Here is an 18,360-nt window from a genome sequence, read left to right on the forward strand (position 1 = left end):
CAGTCACCAGCAATCCCCTCTTCAAGTCGAGCTGCACGCGGTGCCCGCGCACGTCTCAAGCCTTGGTGAGGACCACATCCAGGCGATCAGGACGGTGCGTCCAGAAACGCTCAGAATTATGTCAACGGCGTATCAGCCTCCCTGGTCAGAAGGTACGGGCCGTCCTCGGCCCTGGATGGAACGCCCGCTTCGTCACTGGATTCGATCGGTCGGCGGCGTCCGCTGGCCTGCGGGGATGGGCGCGGCTGAGGCTGGCCTGAGGTTGAGGCGCTTGTTCATGTCGAGGCGGAAGGTGCCGTACGGGTTGATGTTGGACCAGAACAGCGCGGTCAGTCCGCGCCGGTCCTCGCCGCTCAGCTTCTTCTCCCACACGGGTTCGGCCAGGACCTGCTGCACCAGCAGGGTGTCGACGTGCACGAGCGCGGACTGGAGCAGGTGCAGGGGGGCATGGAGGTCTCGGCGTGCTCCTTGTCGGGGCCGGTCAGGGCGCCGTCCTTGCCGTAGCGGAGCACGGTGTTCGCGCTGTTCCAGTTCTCCACGACCTGGAGGCCGCCGTGGATCTCGCGGCGCAGACCGGGGCTGGCCAGGTAGTCGCAGGCGAAGACCGTGCGGACCGCGCGCCCGAGCTCTTCGAGCGCGGCGTAGGTGGGGTGCTTGGGGCCGCCGCGGGTGAAGCGTCGCAGCGCCTGCTCGGCCTCCGCTGTGCCGAGGCGTAGGGCTGTCGCGTACTTGATCATCTGGCCGTACTGCTGGGCGATGAGGTCCCGGCGGATCGGCCGCGTCAGCGAGGCCCCGAGGGCGGGCCAGCCGGGCGGGGCGTCGTCCGGGCGGTACAGGCGGATGCTGCCGATGTGCTTCGGCCGCGGCAGCAGCCGGAAGCTGAGCAGCTCCGTGAAGGCGAACCCGACGACGCTCGCACCGTGGGTGTCGACGTAGTTCGACTCGATCTCGGCATCCGTGCAGTGCTGCAGCAGGCCCGCGATCATCGCCGCAACCTCGGACGACGAACAGGACTTGAGCTGGGAGTAGATACAGACGTTCTTCCGCTCGACGTGCCAGAACACCATCACGCCGTTGCCGCCGTAGCGGGCGTGGTACTCGGTCATGAAGTTTGAGGACCAGGACCCAAACTTCCGAGTCCGACGCGCATGCGGTCCCGGAGCCCCACCAGGCGGCGTCCCGAGCGGCGAACGTGCCGTTGACCAGCCTGGACCGCCGAGCAGCTGCGCCACATGCAGGACGCCTTCACGAAGGCCGGCGACGGAGCCCGCGCGAGGACGAAGAAATACACCGACCCCGAGGACGCCCCCGCACCCGCCCGGCGCGCGAGGACGACCAGCGCGCGCACGCCCCCAGCAGCCCGGCCCGCACCGCGGACCGGAGGCCGGCCACTGAGCGCACCCGGTGCGGTCCACTCGATCGGGCCGGTGCGCACCGGAGATGTCCGGCAGGCGTTGTCACGTTGGTGGGGTGTTGAGCGATTGAGGGCGCGTCAGGGGCGTGTAGGGGTCGGGCGGGGGCCTGGGTCACGCTGTGGTGGGCGGGGCGGCGGCGCCGGTGATCTGGTCCCAGATCACGAAGCGGGTGGTCATCTCGGCGCGGTATTCGGTGGCGGTCATCAGGTGGCGGCGGGGCCGGAAGTGGGGTGAGATGCCGCTGAACGCGGCCAGGAACCGCTGGGCTCCGCCGACGCTACGGAAGCCCTTCATGGCGCGTTCGCGCTGCCGGGTGGGCTGATGGCTGTTCTCGGCCTGGTTGTTCAGGCGCTTGTGGGAGCGGTGCTTGAGCGAGGGCCGGACCTCGCGGTGGGCCGCGCCGTAGGAGCGGAGCTTGTCGGTGACCACCACCCGCGGCACCGAACACGTCTTCTTCATAAGGCGGCGGAAGAAACGCCTGGCTGCGGCTGTGTGCCGGCGGTCCTGCAGGAGGATGCCGAACACGTTGCCGTCGGCGTCGACGGCCCGACAGAGCTACTTCTGCTCTCCGTTGATTTTGATGAAGACCTCGTCCAGATGCCCTTGTCGCCGGGGCGGGGTCGCCGGCGACGCAGGTCGTTGGAGTGGGCCTGGCCGAACTTCGCGCACCAGCGGCGGACGGTCTCGTGGGAGACGAGCACACCGCGCTCGAGCATCAGTTCCTCGACCTCGCGGAAGCTGAGCGGGAGGCGGAAGTGCAGCCACACGCAGTGCGCGATGACCTCGACCGGGTGCCGGTGCCCCTTGTACGACGGCAGCGCGGACGACACGAGCGAACCCCTCCCCAGAACGACCAACTCCAAGATCATCCCAGGCCGGTCAGCCAACGTGACAACGCCCCCGCGGGAGCTCAAGGGTGTACGCCGGCAGTAACCCTCGCGGTGCGCCAGGGCACAGAAAGGGGTGGTCCACATGAACGTCCCCTTCCGATCTTCCCTGATACATCGGACAACTTGATGGCGGGCGAAGATCGCTGATCCAGCGCAGAAGAGGGAGTTGGGACTCTCTGCGTCAACTGAACTCGCTGTAGTAGAGCGTGTTTGGCCGGATCCCTTGACACTTGGATGAAGCGGATAGCAGAGTTCCGCCCGGTCGTGAATTCATCGATACATCCGATGAAAGATGGTCGCGGCAGACGTTTCTGCTGGATAGTTCGCCCCTACCATGTCAGGGAGTCAGACGTGCACCGCAGTTCAGACGGCAGACCAGGAAGCAGAGCCACCCGGAAACGGCGGCTTGCGACGGCGGCGGTCCTCGCCTCGGTGACCGTGGGCGCGGTCCCCGCGCTCACCGCGGGCACCGCGGCGGCGGCCCACGCCCCTTCGGACAGGAACATCTACGTATCGGCGTCCGGCAGCGACCGGAACACCGGACAGTCGACCAGCAAACCCCTGCTGACCCTGGCGGCCGCGCAGGTCTCCGCGAGGGAGGCCTCCAGGGCAGGCCACCCTGTTCATGTGTGGGTCCGCGGCGGCACCTACCACCTCGCCGCCACCATGAAGTTCAGCGCCGCGGACTCGGGCAGCGCGTCCGCCCCGGTGACCTACTCCTCCTACCCCGGAGAGCGAGCCGTGCTCAGCGGGGGCCGCAGGGTGACGGCCAGATGGAAGGCCGACCAGCACAACAGCGCGATCCGGGTGGCGGACATCGGTGCGCACCGGAAGATCGACGGGCTGTTCGTGGGCGGCGCCAGGCAGGTGCTCGCCCGCTACCCCAATTTCGACCCGGACACGGCCGTGCTCAACGGCTCGACCACCATGGCCATCCTCAACTCCCGTTCCGTGCAGTGGAAGAACCCGTCCACCGGCGACATCCGCGGCCTGCACTCCTCCCACTGGGGAGGCAACGACTACACGATCACCGGGCGCGACGGGTCCGGACTCACGCTGAAGTGGGTCGGCGACAACAACCGGGGCGGCGACGTGGACACCGCGCACGTTGTCGCGGAGGGCGTGTTCGAGGAACTCGACGCACCCGGGGAGTGGTTCTACGACAAGGACGCCGGGAAGCTGTACGTGATCCCGTCGGCCGGCACCGATCTGTCGAAGTCCACGGTGGACACCGCCGAACTGGACGAACTCGTCCGGGTCGAGGGCGCGTCCGCTTCCCGCCCCGTCCATGACCTCACCTTCGACGGCTTCACCTACACCGCGACGCACCGGACTCTCTTCGACACCCCGTACGAGCCACTGCAGCTCGGTGACTGGGCGGTGGCGCGGGCCGGGGCCGTCCACATCAAGAACGCCAGAAACATCACTGTCTCCCGCTCCTCCTTCGCCCAGGTCGGCGGCAACGGTGTCTTCATCGACGGCTACAACAAGGGCGACGCCGTCACCGGGAACAGCTTCACCGGGTCCGGCGCGAGCGACGTACAGGTGGTGGGCTCCACCCAGGCCGTACGGAACCCCTCGACCTGGGCGCACATGGTCGATCCGCCCACGGACCTGGCCCCCGGCCCCAGGACCGACGACTACCCCCGCGACATCGACGTCAGCCACAACAGCATGGCGGACATGGGACGGTTCGAGAAGCAGAGCGCCGGTGTCAACATCTCGATGAGCAGCCGGGTCACCGTCGCCCACAACACCATCCACGGCAGCCCGCGGTCCTGCGTCAACGTCAACGACGGCACCTGGGGCGGCCACCGGATCCAGGACAACGACATCTTCGACTGCGTGAAGGAGACGTCGGACCACGGGCCGGTCAACGCCTGGGGCCGGGACAGGTACTGGCCCATCGCCGGGCCCGGCATCAACCCCAGCGCGGAGTCCGACGCCCTGCAGAAGAGCTACTCGCAGCTCGACGTTGTCCAGCCGATCACCATCAGCAACAACCGGATCTGGCACAACAGCGAGTGGGCGGTCGACCTGGACGACGGTTCGAGCAACTACGTCGTGAAGAACAACCTGCTGCTGGGCGCGGGCATCAAGCTGCGCGACGGGTTCAACCGGACCGTCACGAACAACATCGTCGTGGGCGGCTCCGTCTACGAGCAGATCTCGCACCGCGACAACGGCGACGCCATCAGCAGGAACATCATCCTGGCGGACTCGCCCTACTCGCTCACCGGCAGCGATCCCGCCGCCGCCAAGTACACCGCGGACAAGAACCTGTTCTGGGACAACGGCCGGCCGGTCGCCCTGCCCAGTGTCTGGCGCACCAGCGGCCTGGACACCCACTCGGTGACCGCGGACCCGCGGTTCGCCGGGGGATCGCCGTGGGACTCGCCCGGCATGACGGACTACACGCCGGCCGCGGACTCACCCGCCAAGGCCCTGGGGTTCGTCAGCTTCCCGATGAACCGGTTCGGCACCGGGAGGCCGGGAGAGGCGACATCCCCCGCGGTCGGCTGGCCTGCCGCCCCGGAACCCGACACCGTGATCGAGACCCAGCCCGAGCCGCTGATGGGCGCCACCGCCCGTCAGGTCTACGACAAGGCCACCCAGTCGGCCGTCGGACTCGGTGACTTCGACGGGCTCTACCTCCAGGGCGTACCGTCCACCTCGTACGCCTACGAGCAGGGGCTGCGTCCCCTCGACGTGATCCGGTCCGTGAACGGGACCGGTGTAACGGACCGTGGCAGCTTCTGGACCGTCTACAATAAGCTCGCCCCTGGCAGCGCCGTCACCCTGAGCGTCTGGCGTGCGCAGGCAGCCACCACCGTCAGCCTCGTCAAGCCCACCGGGCCGCAGCAGTACAACAACACCGCGGGCGTGACATACACCGGGACCGGCTGGGGATGGCGCGGTGCCACGGCCGGCGGCCAGGACTCGTTTCAGAACGACATCGACGCCACCACCACCATCGGCGAGTCCTTCACCATCACCTTCAACGGCACCGGAGCGGACTTCCTCACCGAGCTGAACTCGGACGAGGGAACGATCGACATCGCCGTCGACGGCGTCCACCGGGAGACGGTCGACGCCACGAGCGGCTCCCGTCAGTACCAGCAGAAGCTCTACTCGGTCAGCGGTCTCCCGGCCGGGGTGCACACCCTCACAGGAACGATGAAGACCGGGCAGTACATGATCGTGGACGGCTTCATCGTGCGGAGCTGACGTACGGGTCACCCCCTCCGCCCGCACATCCCCGCGCTGCCGGCCGGACCGGAACACGTCCGCCCGGCAGCGCTCCGTTCCCGGTTCCCGGAACTCAGCCGGAGGCCCGGACGGCGAGGCGATTCACCTTCGGATGGGCGAACTGGGTCCAAGCCGTCGGGTCATGCCCCGAGCCACAGCCGGATTGCCGCCACAGCCGACGCTCTACCGGGGATCACACGATGACCGCTCAGTAGCCCCTCACCTACGAGGCACCTGTCGAACGGCTCTCCGCGCCGGTTCCCGTTCTGGGCATCATCGAGTCATCATCGACGGGACACGCATCGAAGGACAGCCGTTCGAGTCTCACAGCTCGCAGTCCTGGGGAATGATGATGCCCGCTCGGGCGCAGGAGGCTCAGAACGGTCAGCAGCCTGTGCCAGTGCCCGCAATGCCTGACCCCATCCTCCGGAACGGGCAGCAGCGATTTCTCACGGCGACCAGTGCGGCTGCGCGGGGTCTCGCTCAAGATTGAGTGAGAACGCTCGACCTTGGCTGAGACGGACCATGGTGCAACCTGTCGGACAGCCCTTAGCTGCCTAGGCGCTGCGGCTCAGCTGGCCATCTCAGTTTCACGCGTGGAAGTGACCAGGAGGCCTCCCTCCGGTTCCTGGCCGCGTTCAGCGGCATCTCAACCCACTTCCGACCCCGCCGCCACCTGATGACCGCCACCGAATACCGCGCCGAGATAACCACTCGCTTCGCGATCTGGGACCAGATCACCGCCCCGCCCCGCCCACCACAGGGTGACCCAGGCCCCCGCCCGACCCCTACACGCCCCTGACGCGCCCTCAATCGCTCAACACCCCACCAACGTGACAACGCCCACGAGCTCGATCGCGTGCCGCTTGTACTCGTCCGAGTACCGCTTCGTGTTTCGAGGGGGCGATGCCGTGCAGGACGGTGTGGACGGAGACGGTTTTGCCCGCGCCTGGCCCATCCCTGCCTGTGCCGCTGCCGGAGCGCAGCGCAGGATTGTTCACTGCTCAGCGTTTGCGTTGCCGGGCTCGGCTGGTGCTGTGGGGCTGCTTGCGGCCAGAGGCAGGGCGCGTCTGTGCTGTCGTCGGTTCAGGCTGCAGGCGGACGGAGACAAGCCCTCCGGCAAGGAGCCCGCTAGTGCAGCGCCCGGCGAGGTTCCCATAGACGGGGTCGGAGGACAGGAACAACAGGGCATGGCAACGGGCGAGGGTGAATTCGTCGCGGAGCGTCGGATCCTGCTCGAACAAGGGGAGGCCGACAGCCATGATGGCGGCAGCCTCGTCCTGTTGCTGTCGATGGAGGGTATCGCTTGCGACGCCCGCGAGGCGTGGGATCAGCCCGGCATAGATCCGCTCCCAGACGCTTCCGGGATCGTGCGGGTCGGTGAACATCTTGTCGGTGAGCTGCCGTATCAGCTCCATCACCGTGGAAGAGTCGCCCTCCTCCGCCATGGCCTTCCAGCCGGCATACGCCACGCGCAGGAGAGTGAAACGAGCCACATCAGTGGGTGTCTCGAACACGGGATGCTGGAGGACACCGGTCTCCTCCAGCAGTCGGCCGAGGCTCTGGCCAGGGTGGATCGGGAAGCTGGTGCGGCCCACCTCCTCGCCGACAACACCACCCTGGACTACGCCTCCCGGATACTGCAGGCCATGCAGGCCAGGCGGGCCGGGAAGCCGGTGCGGCCCCTTACCTGACCCGCCCCGCCGCCGACGTGGCTACGCAGCCCATTCCAGCCCCGGCGCGGTCAGACCCGGGGCCATACCCGCGGACGCGGGGGGCAGGGCCTCGCCATCATCGAGTACGAGCGCAGCGTACCGATGACGTAGCACGCCCAGCCACGCTGAGCATCGTGCTCCGTTGGGCTTGATGTACTCCAGGAGATCAGCGTTCACGGCAGCATGGTGATCTACTGCAGAGAGTGACCATGCGCCTGGCTGGTCTGTATGAGGGCTTCCGGCGGCGAGCGAATGAGGCTGCAATGAGTGATCTGACGAAGCCCGAGATCGACCTTCCGGAGGGTGACGCTCCCACCGAGCTGACAATCCGCGACCTCGTCGTCGGGGACGGGCTTGAGGCGAAGCCGGGCAGGGTTGTCCAGGTTCACTACGTCGGGGTCACCTTCGAGTCTGGAAAGGAATTCGACACCTCCTGGGACCGGGGCCAGACGTTCAAGTTCGCCGTGGGCGGTGGCAAGGTCATCAAGGGCTGGGACCGCGGGGTCAGAGGGATGAAGGTCGGCGGCCGGCGCGAGATCAGCGTTCCCCCGCACCTCGGCTACGGCAACCAGTCACCCTCGCCGTTGATCCCGGCGGGCTCGACACTAGGGCGTGTATCGGGTCGTGATCAATCTGTGGGTTTTGTTCTCGTGGAGCGGGTGGATCGGGTAGTCCGGTGTGTATGACACGGCGGCAACTGACGGACCAGGAGTGGGAGTACGTCGAGCCGTACCTGCCGATCGGCGAGTACGGTCCGTATCCCGCACGACTTCGGCAGCAGTTCGAGGGCGTGATCTGGAAGTTCCGCTCGGGAGCGCAGTGGCGGGAGATGCCGGCCGAGTTCGGCCCGTGGTCCACCGTGCACAACCGCTTCCGGCAGTGGCGGGACGCCGGAGTCTTCGAGACCCTGCTGGAAGGGCTGATCGCGCAGGCGGCCGCGCGGGGTGAGGTGGACCTCTCCCTGGTCAGCGTGGACTCCACCACCGCCCGGGCCCACCAGGACGCGGCCGGTATGCGTCTGGCCCCCGGCGTGCTCGACGCCCTGGAGAAGGCCGCGGAGGAAGAGAAGGTCCGGTCAAAGGGGGCACCGAAGAAGAACAAACCGGACCGGGCGCCGATGGCGTCGCCGCGCGAAGACGCCTCCGGCACCGCCGCAAGCTCCGGTTGAAAGCCGCCCTGCTCGGACGCTCGCGGGGCGGCCAGACCAGCAAGGTACACATCGCCTGCGACCGCAAGTGCCGACCGCTCGTACTGACCCTGACCGTGGGCCAGGCCGCCGACAGCCCGCAGTTCATCCCGGTCCTGGACAAGCTGCGGGTCCGCGGCCCGGCCGGCCGACCCCGCACCCGGCCCGGCGCCGTCGCCGGCGACAAGGCGTACTCCTCCCGCGGCAACCGCGCCTACCGGCGCAGACGAAACATCAAGGCTGTCATCCCTGAGAAGAAGGACCAGACCACCCACCGGAAGAACAAGGGCCGCCAGGGCGGCCGACCCCTCACCCACGACACCGACCTGTACAAGGAACGCAACACTGTCGAGCGCCTGATCAACAAGCTCAAGGCGTGGCGCGGCATCGCCACCCGCTACGACAAGACCCCCGAGAGCTACCTTGCCGGCCTGCAACTGCGTGCCTCGATGATCTGGATCAAAGACCTCACCCGGACCGTCGATTGATCCCGACTCGATACACGCCCTAGTCTTCGTGGTGGACCTGCTCTCCGTCGCAGTCTGAGGCCTTCTGCTACCCGGCCTCTCCGCCCGGGCAGGAAGCAGCGGCCTGTGGACTCCCGTGGCACTCCCATGATCGTCTCGCAGGCGATAGCGCGCGTCCATGACTTGGCGGGGACCGACATATCGGATGGTGGATGGGGAGAGGATCGATGGGGCCTGGTTCCACATCTGGCGGCGTTATCGACCAGACAGTGAGCCTTTTCCAACCTGCGGCAGAGCGTGGCGGGTGGGGCGATCGCCGTGCTTGACTGCTTCATATGTCGTCGGCGTCCAGCCGCTCCGCGGACTTGAGCAGGTACTCGGGCAGTTTTGAACCGGCCGCCAACACCTCGATGCCGATGAGGCGGCCGTGCTCGTCGAAGTCGAGGTTGATCATGCCGTCGACGTCCACCGGAGCGCAGGGATACATGTGCGCAGACCGTGCGCGGACCTGGGGTTCGGTGAAGTACACGTACGCTGCGTCCACGGACTTGTCGTAGGTGACTTTGACCTCTGTCACAGTGAGCCCATTTCCGATCTGGGTGGCTTGTTGAGCAGTTGGGCTGAAAACGTGGTGAAGCCCCTGGTAGATGGGTTTTCGACCGAGAGAACCGTCTCCACCAGAGGCTTCACATGATTGTTTACCCGTCCGGCGTGGACGTGTCCACCTCTTCCCTGCGCCTCCGCGCTCAGCAACTACTGAGATTTAACTCGTGGTGTCGTCATGCGGATCTGATGGTCAGGCCGGTCTCGGTGAGGCAGCCGTCGATAAGGTTGCGAAGTGCATGACGATGCCCTTGGCGCCGGCGGCGACTTCGTCGATGAGTTCGTGGCCGCGGGGGTCATCGGGGTGGTTGCGGACCCAGGTCATGGCGTAGCTGATGATCTGGTTGATGTCGCTGGGGCGCAAGAAGATGGCGTCGCCGGTGTGGAGCCGCTCAGGGGCCTTGTGCTGCCACAGCCGGTAGTACCGGCCCTCGACATCGTTGAAGCCGAGATGCCGGTCGCCGTGCGGGTTGATCAGGTGGGTGGTGAAGGGCAGGTCGTTCGGGCCCGGCTGCCAGGGCTGCTCCGGCTGGCTCAACGCATCCTCCGTCGACGTTCGGTGATCCGGAAGTGACGAGTGTGTCAGCGCCGGTCCGGGGCGGGCAGGGATTCCGGCCGCTTCGCCCGTCCCGGCTGGAACGCACGGTGAAACATCACCGTGCAACGGCCCGCGTTTCACATCTGGCCTGCGGGAACGCCCGTATGGAGCCGGGGCGGCCCGTGCGTTTCAGGCCCTCGCGGACATCGAGGCCGAACAGCCGGCCTGCCGACGGCACGAGACCCCGGCCCTTGGCAGGCCCGGGGTCCGGTCGGGAGCGGGGAGCGGTCAGTAGTCGTCGCGTTCGGAGGGCCCGTACTGCTCGATGAGGTCGCAGGTGCAGTTTCCGCCCTCGTAGAGCGTCTTGTCGCACTCATCGTGGTGCTGCTCCCGCTGCGGCAGGCGCGTCGGCGGTGCGGCCTGCACGGCGGGCTGCGCCGGAGCGGCCTGGGCGACCGGCGCCGGCCTTGCCCAGTCGACGCCCAGCGCGGCGAGGGCGGCGAGCTGGGCTGCGGTGAGCTTGTCCCGCCTCGATTTGGTGTTCGACGTCGAAGTCGTCAACAGAAACCCCGGAGTTCGCGGATTTCACGTCGTGAAAAGACGCTGGGTAGTCGAGCGGAGCATCGGCTGGATCACGATGCACCGCCGCCTGGCCCGCGACTTCGAGACCCTCACCGCCAGCTCCGAAGCCATGATCCACATTGCCTCGATTGACAACCTCGCCAAGCGCATAACGGACGAGACCGCACCAACCTGGCGAGGAAATTAATAGGTCATAAGCGGCAATTCGCCTACAGCAAACGCCCTCTCAGGGTAGTTGGATTCCCCCGCTGCCGGTCGCGGTCGAGATGAGTTTGGTTCTTAAGGCGGTTGTGGTGTGTCGCATTGTGTTGGCTTGCCGGAGGCTGGTGACGAGGCCGGCGTCTCGCAGTGCGGTGACGTGTTCCGAGGCTGTGGCGGGTGAGATGGCGAGAGTCTGGGCGAGTCGTTTGGTGGTGTGGCCGGCAGGGGATGCCAGGGCCTCCAGGACGGCCGCGCGGGTGCGGCCGAGCAGTGTCGCCAGGGCTGTCGATGAGCGTGGCCGGGTATCCGGTGGTGTGGCGACGACGCTGTCGCTCTGGAGATTCCAGACGGGCGCGTACACAAGAACGGGGGTGCCGACCTCGTTGAGCAGTGCCCGGGGGCGGGAGCCGCAGAAGATGTGGGCGGACAGGAGGAGTCCTCGCCCCTCCAGGTGGAAGTCGATCTGGCCCTGTCCGGATGGGCCGGGTAGCTCCAGCACGGGTTCTTCCCAGCGTACTTGTGGGTGCAGGCCGGCCAGTACCGCGCCGACGCCGAGGCTTGTCAGGGTGTGCACCCGCCAGGCACGGTCCGCGTCCAGTACGGCCCGCATGCGGTCGACGAACGGGGTTACCGCGACGTCGTAGTAGGCGGCCAGAGTGTCGGTCACCACGTCCAGCGTGGCGCGGTCCCCGTCGGCCAGCAGCTGTGCCCAGGCGGGCAGAGGGTGGTGGTGCGACAGGCGGCGCAGTTCGGCCGTGAGACGCCTTTGCGGCGTGGCTCGTATCGCGTCGAACGCCCCTGTGGTGGGGGATGCGTGGTCGGGGCCCGGGGTCAGGAAGTCCGGAGCCCAGCCGGAGGCCGGTACCAGGGAACCGAGCAGTGACGCCCGTGCGGGCAGCTGCTTTCCGACAGCGTGCCGCCACGCGGAGAACCGCGGGCCCGAACGATGACGGAGCGCTTGCAGACTCATCACGGCCTCACTCACCGGCAGCGAGCTGTTGTAGCCGAGCGCCACCCGCGCCAGATCTTTCGAAGTGAAGTGGATTCGCAGCATAAAGCCCCCGGTGTCCGAATTCATCGGCGTGGCACGCGCTGACCAGGGACATTCGGCTACAGCCGACGGTCTTTGTCGAGTGCACGCCCGGCCAAAGAAGATGTGTCCAGGCCGAAGCCGGCCTGGCGCTGGCCACCGAGGTGGGTTGGCCGGGCGGAGCCCGATCACGTGAGGAGTGGGACATGTACAGAAAGCTGGAGGCGGTGGGCAGCAGCCTTCTCGCCCGTTTCGTGCCCAAGGCCGAGGCGTCGGCCGCCAGCTGCGGCCCGGTGTGCACGGGAGGCTGGTGGTGGTGGTGCTGCGTCGGTTCGGGGTGCACGTCGCGGTCGGAGAGCCGCTGCTGACAGGGCCGACGAGGCGGGGCAGCCGTCGATGGCTGCCCCGCCTCTGGCCCAGCTGGAAACTGCCGTTGACGACCCGACGGGGGTACCTGTGGATTACCTGACGGTCGGCCTGCGCGGCCTGGTGGGGGTGGTGTTCCTGGTCTCCTTCATCAGCAAAGTGCGGAGCCGTGACGCCTTCCGGACGTTCGGCGCGTTCCTGCGGGACCTGCGGCTGCTGCCCACCCCGCTGGTCCGGCCGGTGGCACTGGGAATCGCCGTCGCAGAGTGCGCGGTCTGCGGACCTCTCCGCGCCCTTCCCGGCCCCTGCGGCGGCCGGCTTCACCATCGCGGTGGCCCTGCTGACCGTGTTCACCGCCGGGATCGCCCTGCTGCTCCGCCGAGGGGTGCGGGCACCCTGCCAGTGTTTCGGCGAGTCTGCGGTCCCGATCGGGCTGCGGCACGTCGTACGCAACGTGCTGCTCGCCGTGCTCGCGGGCGTCGGCCTGTCCACGGCCTTCGCCGCGGGTCCTCCGCAGGTCGGCGGAGCGGTCGTGGCAACGCTGGCTGGCCTGCTTCTGGGTGGGTTGACCGTCTCGCTCGACGACCTGGTCGAACTCTTCCAACCCGTCAACAGCTCAGTCCCGAATCGGCTTCGGGGCGTTCCCGCGGTCCGGGACGAGTCGAGTCGATAGGAGAACCTCCGTGCCCGTCCTCATCGCGGCCGTCATTCTTGTGGGCCTGCTCTGCGCGCTCGACCTGGTGCTGACACTCGGCGTGGTCAAGAGGCTGCGCGAGCACACCGCCCTGCTGTCCAGCCCGCCGGCGATGACCGAACTGCCGGTCATCGCGGTGGGCGAGGAGATCGGTGAGTTCGCGACGTCCACCGTCGCGGGCGAGCCGGTGAACAGCGCCGATCTGGCTGCCGACACGTTGGTGGCATTCCTCTCGCCTTCCTGCACACCGTGCCGGGAGAAGCTGGCGGACTTTGTGGCATACATGCATGCCCGTTCGATCGATCGTGATGACGTCCTGGTGACGGTGGTGGGGGATGCCGCCGAGGCCTCGTCGTTCGTCTCAAGGCTGAGCCCGGTGGCCCGCGTGGTCGTCGAGGCCCCTGACGGTCCTGTCAGCACTGCTTTCAGGGCCAAGGCGTACCCGACGATGCTGCGCGTCTCACCGGTCGGCGCCGGCAGGCTCGTGGTGACCGCCAACCAGGTAGATCTGGCCGTACCGGCTGCGGCGGCGGCGTGAGCGGCCGGCGGATGCCGTCCGGCGGCCGCGGCGCGAACATCCCGGACCCCGGTACGGGCCGGCCCACGTCCGTCGCACGGCGAGCCGCCGCCGCCTGCTCGCTCGTGGCGAGAGCGGCTCCCGGGTCGCTGGCGCTGTACACGCTGCTGACTTCGGCAGCCGGGGCGCTGCCCGTGGTGACGGCGTGGCTGACCAAAACGGTGCTGGACGGCCTGGTTTCGGGCGCTGCGGCCAGCACGCTGATCAGGTCCGGTGTGGGCCTTGCCGTGGCCGGTGTCGTCATCGGGACCGTGCCGCATGCGATCCAGTACCAGCGGACGGAGCTGGAACGCGCGGTCGGACTGTTCGCCCAGGACCGACTGTTCACCGCGGTGGACGGCTTCTTGGGGCTGGCCCGCTTCGAGGACCCGGCCTTTCTGGACCGGCTACGCCTCGCCCAGCAGTCCGGCCGTAACTCCCCGACCCGGACGGTCGAAGGGGTGCTGGGCATCGTTCGGGCAGGGGTCACCGTCGTCGGATTCCTGGGCTCGCTGATGGTGATCAGCCCGCTGATGGCCCTGCTGGTCGTGGCGGCCGGTTTGCCGGGACTCCTCGCGGAACTCGCCATGTCGCGCAGGCGAGCGCGCATGTTCTGGAACCTTGGGCCGGTCGAACGGCGGGAACTCTTCTACAGCGAGCTGCTCTCCAACGTGGACGCGGCCAAGGAGGTGCGCCTGTTCGGCATCGGCGCCTTCCTGCGGCAGCGGATGCTTGGCGAGCGGCGGGCGGCTAACTCCGCCAAGCGGGCCACCGACCGGCGCGAGGCCCGCCTACAGGCAGGTCTGGGACTGCTGACCGCCCTCATGTCGGGCGGTGGCATGCTGTGGGCGGTGAGTGCGGCGCACGCCGGGACTCTGTCGGTCGGCGGGGTGACCATCTTCGTGGCCGCGGTGGCCGGCGTGCAGGCGGCGCTGGCCACGCTCGCGAACGAGGTGGCCCAGGGCCACCAGGCGCTGCTGATGTTCGACCACTACCTGGCGGTGACCACCGCCGGACCCGACCTGCCCGCGCCCGCCGCGCCCCGCGCGCTGCCTCCGCTTAGGACCGGGATCGAACTGCGCGATCTGTGGTTCCGCTACTCCGACGACCATCCCTGGATCCTGAGGGGCGTCGACCTCTTCGTACCCCATGGGACGTCGCTGGCTCTGGTGGGACTGAACGGGGCGGGGAAGTCGACCTTGGTCAAGCTGCTGTGCCGGTTCTACGATCCCACCCGCGGCTCGATCCGCTGGAACGGCGTGGACCTGCGCGACATCGACCCTGCCGAACTGCGGCAACGGATCAGCGCGGTGTTCCAGGACCACATGGACTACAACATGACGGCCGCCGAGAACATAGGGCTGGGCGATCTGACAGCGTTCGACGACCGTGCGCGCATCCGCGCGGCCGCCGAACGGGCCGGCATCCACACCAGGCTTGCCGCGCTGCCGTACGGCTACGACACCCTGCTCTCGCGAATGTTCTTCATGGAATCCGAGAGGAGCGACCCGACCACCGGTGTGGTGCTCTCCGGCGGCCAGCGCCAGCGCCTCGCGCTGGCCCGCGCCTTCCTACGCGACCGACGCGACCTGATGATCCTCGACGAGCCCTCCTCCGGCCTGGACGCCGCTGCCGAGAGTGAGATCCACAGCTCCCTCAGGCGCCATCGGGCCGGGCGGACCAGTCTGCTCATCTCCCACCGACTCGGCGCTGTGCGCGACGCCGACCTCATCGTGGTTCTCGCGGAGGGAAGGATCACGGAACAGGGCAACCACTCCGAGCTGATGGCGGCCGACGGGGAGTACGCCCGCCTCTTCGCTCTCCAGGCGTCGGGATACCGGGCCGATACCCCGGACAAACCCACTTTCGCAGGAGGACCCTCATGAAGCGAGGTCTCGAGAGGAGATGCTCCGCAGCGGACCGATTCGGCGAACCACGCGCACCGCGGGCCCGACGGGCACTGGTGCTCGGTGCGGTGGTGCTCTGGTGCGGCGCCCCCGCCCTGGCTGCCGTCAGCGCCTGCGCCTGGGCATTGCTGTGCGGCGTCGCCGCGCTCGCGTTCAGCCTCGGCCTCGTCGCCACCGCGCTGCTGGCGCGCAGCATGGTCGCGGTGACCGTGCGCGGCGCGAGCATGGAGCCGCTCTACCGGGACGGCGACAGGGTGCTCGTCCGCCGCAGACGCAATCCCGGGGTGGGGGAGGTGGTCGTCGTCGAGCAGCCGATGCCCGACGGCTCATGGTCTCCCGCGTCGCCACGCGCCTGCGCGCCCACGACGGTGCCGCCGTCCCATGGCACGTGGGTGATCAAGCGTGTCGTCGCAGTGCCGGGCGACCCGGTACCGCGAGACCTGGTCCCCTCGCTCGCGCGGGTGCCGGAAACACGCGTGCCAGCAGGAAGGCTCGTCGTCCTGGGCGACAACCCCCAAGCCAGCGCCGACTCCCGGCAGGCCGGTTACTTCCCGGGCGACCGCGTATTCGGCGTGGCGCTGCGCCTCCGGGCACGGTACGGCGCGAGTCCCGCCGTACCGGGGAAATGAGGCTCTTCGGTCGCTTCCGTGGATGGGTTCATGCGGCTTGACGCCTGGTAGGTGGGGTCGGTGTCCGCCGAGGTTGAGCATGGCGAGGGCGATGAGGGCGTCGGCGCACGCTCATCCGGGATGGAAGGCGACCGCAGGGGGGCGTCATGTTGGCAGAGGACTTCGGATACCAGGTCTCGCCAAGACCGGCAGGAGAGATGACACCAGAAGTGCGGACGGATGTCGCCTCACTGCTGGAAGTGAAGAAGCAGTGGGTGGAGAAGCAGGAACCCGGCGGTGCCTACGTCGGGGGACTTTTCCTAATCATCGGAGGCTTTGTTTTCGCGATCACAACTCAGACGCTTCCTATACTTCTTGTCGCCATAGCTCTCGCTCTGGCGATCGGCCATTCTGCCGAGAAAAATAGCGGGCAGGCAAAAGAAGAGTTGGCCGACTTCGAGCGCGTTTCAACGGCGGCAGTTGCGAGCCCCTGGCAAGCTTGGCCCTGCCGAGTGCAGGAAATAGCCGGGGTAGGCGACAAGGCGGTGCTGCTCCTAGGCCCCGAGGGAGAGGTGGCCTGCACGTATCAGTCCCCCATGCCCGAGGACGTATGGACCGGACTGACTGACGGGCGAGGAGTGGTCTGGTTCGCGGGTGACGTGAGGTTCGGTGGACTTCTTGCTCTGCCCGGAGGGCATCCCCGATGGTGGGCACGCATCCCGAAGGTGGAGATAACCCCTCGCCCAATTAGCGATCGGCAGCTTCATATCGAGGAGGAATTGACCCGTCAGGCTGTCGCCTACGTTTTCAGCGAATGGCTCTGACGGCGCACAATAAGTCTATCTCGGCTGTCGTGAGCCCTGTTGGTACGGTGCCCCAGAGTCAAGGCTATTCTCTCGCGTGGACCGGCCCCGACACGCTCGCAATCCGCGACTACGAGCAGATCGCTCTCCGGCTCGCCGGGCACGCCCGTGCGGTCGCCTCCGACGTCCGGCGCCACGCCGCCGCGCTGCCCAGGAGTGACGGCCGCGGCGCCCTTGCCGAAGTCGTCCTCCGCGAAGCCGCCGGCCGCCTGTCGGCACCGCTGGAGCAGGGACTCCAGCGACAAGCCGACGTTTTGCCGTCCGGTCAGTTTCTTCACCTTGCCCGTCGCGGAACGTACTGACTTCCGTGCCGGATAGGTGTAGATGTACTGCCGGTCAGTGCCCAGTTTCCGGTGACGATGGATGCGCCATCCGAGAAAATTCAGGCCCTCGTCAATGTGCGTGATCTTTGTCTTCTCCACCGACAGGCGAAGGCTCATCGGCTTCAACGCCTCCGTGACCTCGTCGCGTAATGCCTCGGCATGCTCACGGCGCCCGAAGACAAGCACGAGGAAATCATCCGCATACCGGACCAGCCGATAGTTGGGCAATCCACGGCGCCGTCTCCTGCGTCGATCCTCGGAGGTGTTACCTGATCCTCCAATCCCCTGGGCGATGTAATCGTCCAGAACCGAGAGCGCGATGTTGGCCAGCAGCGGCGACAAAATCCCGCCCTGCGGGGTCCCGGTGCGTGTGTCCGTGAAGGCTCCGTCCCGGGACAGGATCCCGGACTTCAAGAACGCCTTCACCAAGGACAGCACCCGCTTGTCCCCGACTCGATGCCTCACCCGCTCCATGAGAGACAGGTGCGAGATCTCATCGAAGCACGCCGTGATGTCGCCCTCCACCACCCACTCATATCCGTGGTTGGCGAGGTAGCGAGTCTCGGCGATCGCGTCATGAGCCCGGCGAATCGGGCGGAACCCATAGGAACACGGGAGGAAATCCGCTTCGAACACCGGCTCCAGCACCAGTTTCAAGGACGCCTGGACCACTCGGTCCGCCACGGTCGGAATTCCAAGGCGACGGAGTTTCCGTTCGCCCTGGGAATCATCCGCTCACGCACGGGAACCGGCCGGAAGCTGCGATCTCTGATCTGAGCCCGCAGCCTGCCGAGAAACACCTCGACTCCCTGCCCGGCCTCAATGGAGCGGGCGGTCTTCCCGTCCACTCCGGCCGTGCGGGCACCCTTGTTTCCCCGGACACGGTCCCACGCCACCAACAGGAAGGCGGGATCGGCCACGAGGTTGAACAGATCGTCGAACCTGCGATGAGAATCATCAGCAGCCCAACGGTGCAGCTTGGTCTGGATCTCCAGTACCCGGCGTTCGGCCTTCATCAAGGCCCATGCCAGCTCGCCGGAATTCACCGGCGACCACCTCCTGGCATTCCAGCATCCTTACTGCCGACTTGCTGGCCCCCTTCCCCATGTGGCCGGCTTTCCCGGCCTCGGAGTACTACGGAGCCTCCGTCCTGCCCGACGGCCATCA

17 protein-coding genes and 7 pseudogenes are annotated in these 18,360 nt (G+C 67.5%); 14 read left to right on the top strand and 10 right to left on the bottom strand.

Annotated elements, in window-relative coordinates; translation table 11 throughout:
• Window positions 1–192: 192 nt before the first annotated feature.
• From OG322_RS40250 to OG322_RS40260, 3 genes and pseudogenes are all read right to left on the bottom strand, one after another.
• Window positions 193–417, bottom strand: a complete 225-nt coding sequence (locus OG322_RS40250) for a hypothetical protein (protein WP_329305875.1) — start codon at window positions 415–417, stop codon at window positions 193–195.
• On the bottom strand, window positions 354–1,106 hold the full coding sequence (locus OG322_RS40255) for a Tn3 family transposase (protein ID WP_329305874.1): 753 nt from the start codon (window positions 1,104–1,106) through the stop codon (window positions 354–356). Before OG322_RS40255 ends, OG322_RS40250 begins: the two co-directional genes overlap by 64 nt.
• Before the next feature lie 420 nt (window positions 1,107–1,526).
• A pseudogene (locus tag OG322_RS40260) lies at window positions 1,527–2,245 on the bottom strand (IS6 family transposase).
• A 411-nt stretch (window positions 2,246–2,656) separates the two neighbouring features.
• On the opposite strand from OG322_RS40260, the gene OG322_RS40265 reads away from it, so the two are divergent.
• Together OG322_RS40265 and OG322_RS40270 are read left to right on the top strand one after the other, a co-directional pair.
• Entirely contained in the window at window positions 2,657–5,533 is a 2,877-nt protein-coding gene (locus tag OG322_RS40265) for a PDZ domain-containing protein (RefSeq protein ID WP_329305873.1), read from the top strand.
• 643 nt (window positions 5,534–6,176) lie between these two features.
• A pseudogene (locus OG322_RS40270) lies at window positions 6,177–6,356 on the top strand (hypothetical protein); the annotation flags it as partial.
• Between the two features lie 202 nt (window positions 6,357–6,558).
• On the opposite strand, the gene OG322_RS40275 reads toward OG322_RS40270, so the two are convergent.
• Complete coding sequence (locus tag OG322_RS40275) at window positions 6,559–7,071, bottom strand: hypothetical protein (protein ID WP_329305872.1); 513 nt, start codon at window positions 7,069–7,071, stop codon at window positions 6,559–6,561.
• Window positions 7,072–7,074: 3 nt separating this feature from the next.
• Between OG322_RS40275 and OG322_RS40280 the strand changes: the two genes are divergently transcribed.
• The 3 genes and pseudogenes from OG322_RS40280 to OG322_RS40290 all read left to right on the top strand — a co-directional run bounded on the left by OG322_RS40280 (window position 7,075) and on the right by OG322_RS40290 (window position 8,943).
• Window positions 7,075–7,248: a hypothetical protein gene (locus OG322_RS40280; RefSeq protein WP_266412996.1), complete on the top strand. Its 174-nt coding sequence runs from the start codon at window positions 7,075–7,077 to the stop codon at window positions 7,246–7,248.
• Window positions 7,249–7,532: 284 nt separating this feature from the next.
• Window positions 7,533–7,955 carry an FKBP-type peptidyl-prolyl cis-trans isomerase gene (locus tag OG322_RS40285; RefSeq protein WP_329305871.1) on the top strand — a complete coding sequence of 141 codons (423 nt, stop codon included), beginning with the start codon at window positions 7,533–7,535 and terminating at the stop codon, window positions 7,953–7,955.
• Window positions 7,952–8,943 (top strand): annotated as a pseudogene (locus OG322_RS40290) (IS5 family transposase). The gene OG322_RS40285 and the pseudogene OG322_RS40290 overlap by 4 nt, the downstream one beginning before the upstream one ends.
• A 310-nt stretch (window positions 8,944–9,253) precedes the next feature.
• Here the strand turns inward: OG322_RS40290 and OG322_RS40295 are convergent.
• The 3 genes from OG322_RS40295 to OG322_RS40305 all read right to left on the bottom strand — a co-directional run bounded on the left by OG322_RS40295 (window position 9,254) and on the right by OG322_RS40305 (window position 10,624).
• Entirely contained in the window at window positions 9,254–9,499 is a 246-nt protein-coding gene (locus OG322_RS40295; RefSeq protein ID WP_329305870.1) for a DUF2283 domain-containing protein, read from the bottom strand.
• 219 nt (window positions 9,500–9,718) lie between these two features.
• Entirely contained in the window at window positions 9,719–10,063 is a 345-nt protein-coding gene (locus OG322_RS40300) for a hypothetical protein (RefSeq protein ID WP_123466022.1), read from the bottom strand.
• A gap of 288 nt (window positions 10,064–10,351) precedes the next feature.
• The gene (locus OG322_RS40305) at window positions 10,352–10,624 is read right to left on the bottom strand and encodes a hypothetical protein (RefSeq protein ID WP_260147223.1); all 273 of its coding nucleotides are present in this window, start codon (window positions 10,622–10,624) and stop codon (window positions 10,352–10,354) included.
• Here OG322_RS40305 and OG322_RS40310 point away from each other — a divergent pair.
• A pseudogene (locus OG322_RS40310) lies at window positions 10,599–10,832 on the top strand (transposase); the annotation flags it as partial. The gene OG322_RS40305 and the pseudogene OG322_RS40310 overlap by 26 nt on opposite strands.
• Before the next feature lie 39 nt (window positions 10,833–10,871).
• Here the strand turns inward: OG322_RS40310 and OG322_RS40315 are convergent.
• On the bottom strand, window positions 10,872–11,900 hold the full coding sequence (locus OG322_RS40315) for a winged helix-turn-helix domain-containing protein (protein WP_329305869.1): 1,029 nt from the start codon (window positions 11,898–11,900) through the stop codon (window positions 10,872–10,874).
• Between the two features lie 182 nt (window positions 11,901–12,082).
• Between OG322_RS40315 and OG322_RS40320 the strand changes: the two genes are divergently transcribed.
• From OG322_RS40320 to OG322_RS40350, 8 genes and pseudogenes are all read left to right on the top strand, one after another.
• Window positions 12,083–12,244, top strand: a complete 162-nt coding sequence (locus OG322_RS40320; RefSeq protein WP_185095544.1) for a hypothetical protein — start codon at window positions 12,083–12,085, stop codon at window positions 12,242–12,244.
• 28 nt (window positions 12,245–12,272) lie between these two features.
• Window positions 12,273–12,512, top strand: a pseudogene (locus tag OG322_RS41865) (MauE/DoxX family redox-associated membrane protein); the annotation flags it as partial.
• On the top strand, window positions 12,412–12,915 hold the full coding sequence (locus OG322_RS40325) for a MauE/DoxX family redox-associated membrane protein (RefSeq protein WP_329305868.1): 504 nt from the start codon (window positions 12,412–12,414) through the stop codon (window positions 12,913–12,915). The pseudogene OG322_RS41865 and the gene OG322_RS40325, both read left to right, overlap by 101 nt.
• Before the next feature lie 10 nt (window positions 12,916–12,925).
• Entirely contained in the window at window positions 12,926–13,474 is a 549-nt protein-coding gene (locus tag OG322_RS40330; RefSeq protein WP_329305867.1) for a hypothetical protein, read from the top strand.
• A gap of 11 nt (window positions 13,475–13,485) precedes the next feature.
• Window positions 13,486–15,378, top strand: a complete 1,893-nt coding sequence (locus OG322_RS40335) for an ABC transporter ATP-binding protein (RefSeq protein WP_329307687.1) — start codon at window positions 13,486–13,488, stop codon at window positions 15,376–15,378.
• A complete protein-coding gene (locus OG322_RS40340; protein WP_123466034.1) occupies window positions 15,375–16,028 on the top strand; it encodes a S26 family signal peptidase in 654 nt (217 codons plus the stop codon). The genes OG322_RS40335 and OG322_RS40340 overlap by 4 nt, the downstream gene beginning before the upstream one ends.
• 146 nt (window positions 16,029–16,174) lie before the next feature.
• Window positions 16,175–16,831, top strand: coding sequence for a hypothetical protein (locus tag OG322_RS40345; protein ID WP_329305866.1), 657 nt, complete (start codon window positions 16,175–16,177; stop codon window positions 16,829–16,831).
• A 71-nt stretch (window positions 16,832–16,902) separates the two neighbouring features.
• Window positions 16,903–17,172: pseudogene (locus OG322_RS40350) on the top strand (hypothetical protein); the annotation flags it as partial.
• 120 nt (window positions 17,173–17,292) lie between these two features.
• On the opposite strand, the pseudogene OG322_RS40355 reads toward OG322_RS40350, so the two are convergent.
• Window positions 17,293–17,877: pseudogene (locus OG322_RS40355) on the bottom strand (reverse transcriptase/maturase family protein); the annotation flags it as partial.
• Entirely contained in the window at window positions 17,847–18,239 is a 393-nt protein-coding gene (locus OG322_RS40360; protein ID WP_329305865.1) for a hypothetical protein, read from the bottom strand. The gene OG322_RS40360 and the pseudogene OG322_RS40355, both read right to left, overlap by 31 nt.
• Window positions 18,240–18,360 lie beyond the last annotated feature (121 nt).

The organism is Streptomyces sp. NBC_01260 (assembly GCF_036226405.1).
GTDB lineage: Bacteria > Actinomycetota > Actinomycetes > Streptomycetales > Streptomycetaceae > Streptomyces > Streptomyces laculatispora.

Coding starts and splice junctions, on each gene's coding strand:
- OG322_RS40255 (WP_329305874.1), bottom strand. CDS start 1,106: ATGACCGAGTACCACGCCCGCTACGGCGGCAACGGCGTGATGGTGTTC.
- OG322_RS40280 (WP_266412996.1), top strand. CDS start 7,075: ATGCTGGAGGACACCGGTCTCCTCCAGCAGTCGGCCGAGGCTCTGGCC.
- OG322_RS40285 (WP_329305871.1), top strand. CDS start 7,533: ATGAGTGATCTGACGAAGCCCGAGATCGACCTTCCGGAGGGTGACGCT.
- OG322_RS40315 (WP_329305869.1), bottom strand. CDS start 11,900: ATGCTGCGAATCCACTTCACTTCGAAAGATCTGGCGCGGGTGGCGCTC.
- OG322_RS40320 (WP_185095544.1), top strand. CDS start 12,083: ATGTACAGAAAGCTGGAGGCGGTGGGCAGCAGCCTTCTCGCCCGTTTC.
- OG322_RS40335 (WP_329307687.1), top strand. CDS start 13,486: ATGCCGTCCGGCGGCCGCGGCGCGAACATCCCGGACCCCGGTACGGGC.
- OG322_RS40340 (WP_123466034.1), top strand. CDS start 15,375: ATGAAGCGAGGTCTCGAGAGGAGATGCTCCGCAGCGGACCGATTCGGC.
- OG322_RS40345 (WP_329305866.1), top strand. CDS start 16,175: ATGTTGGCAGAGGACTTCGGATACCAGGTCTCGCCAAGACCGGCAGGA.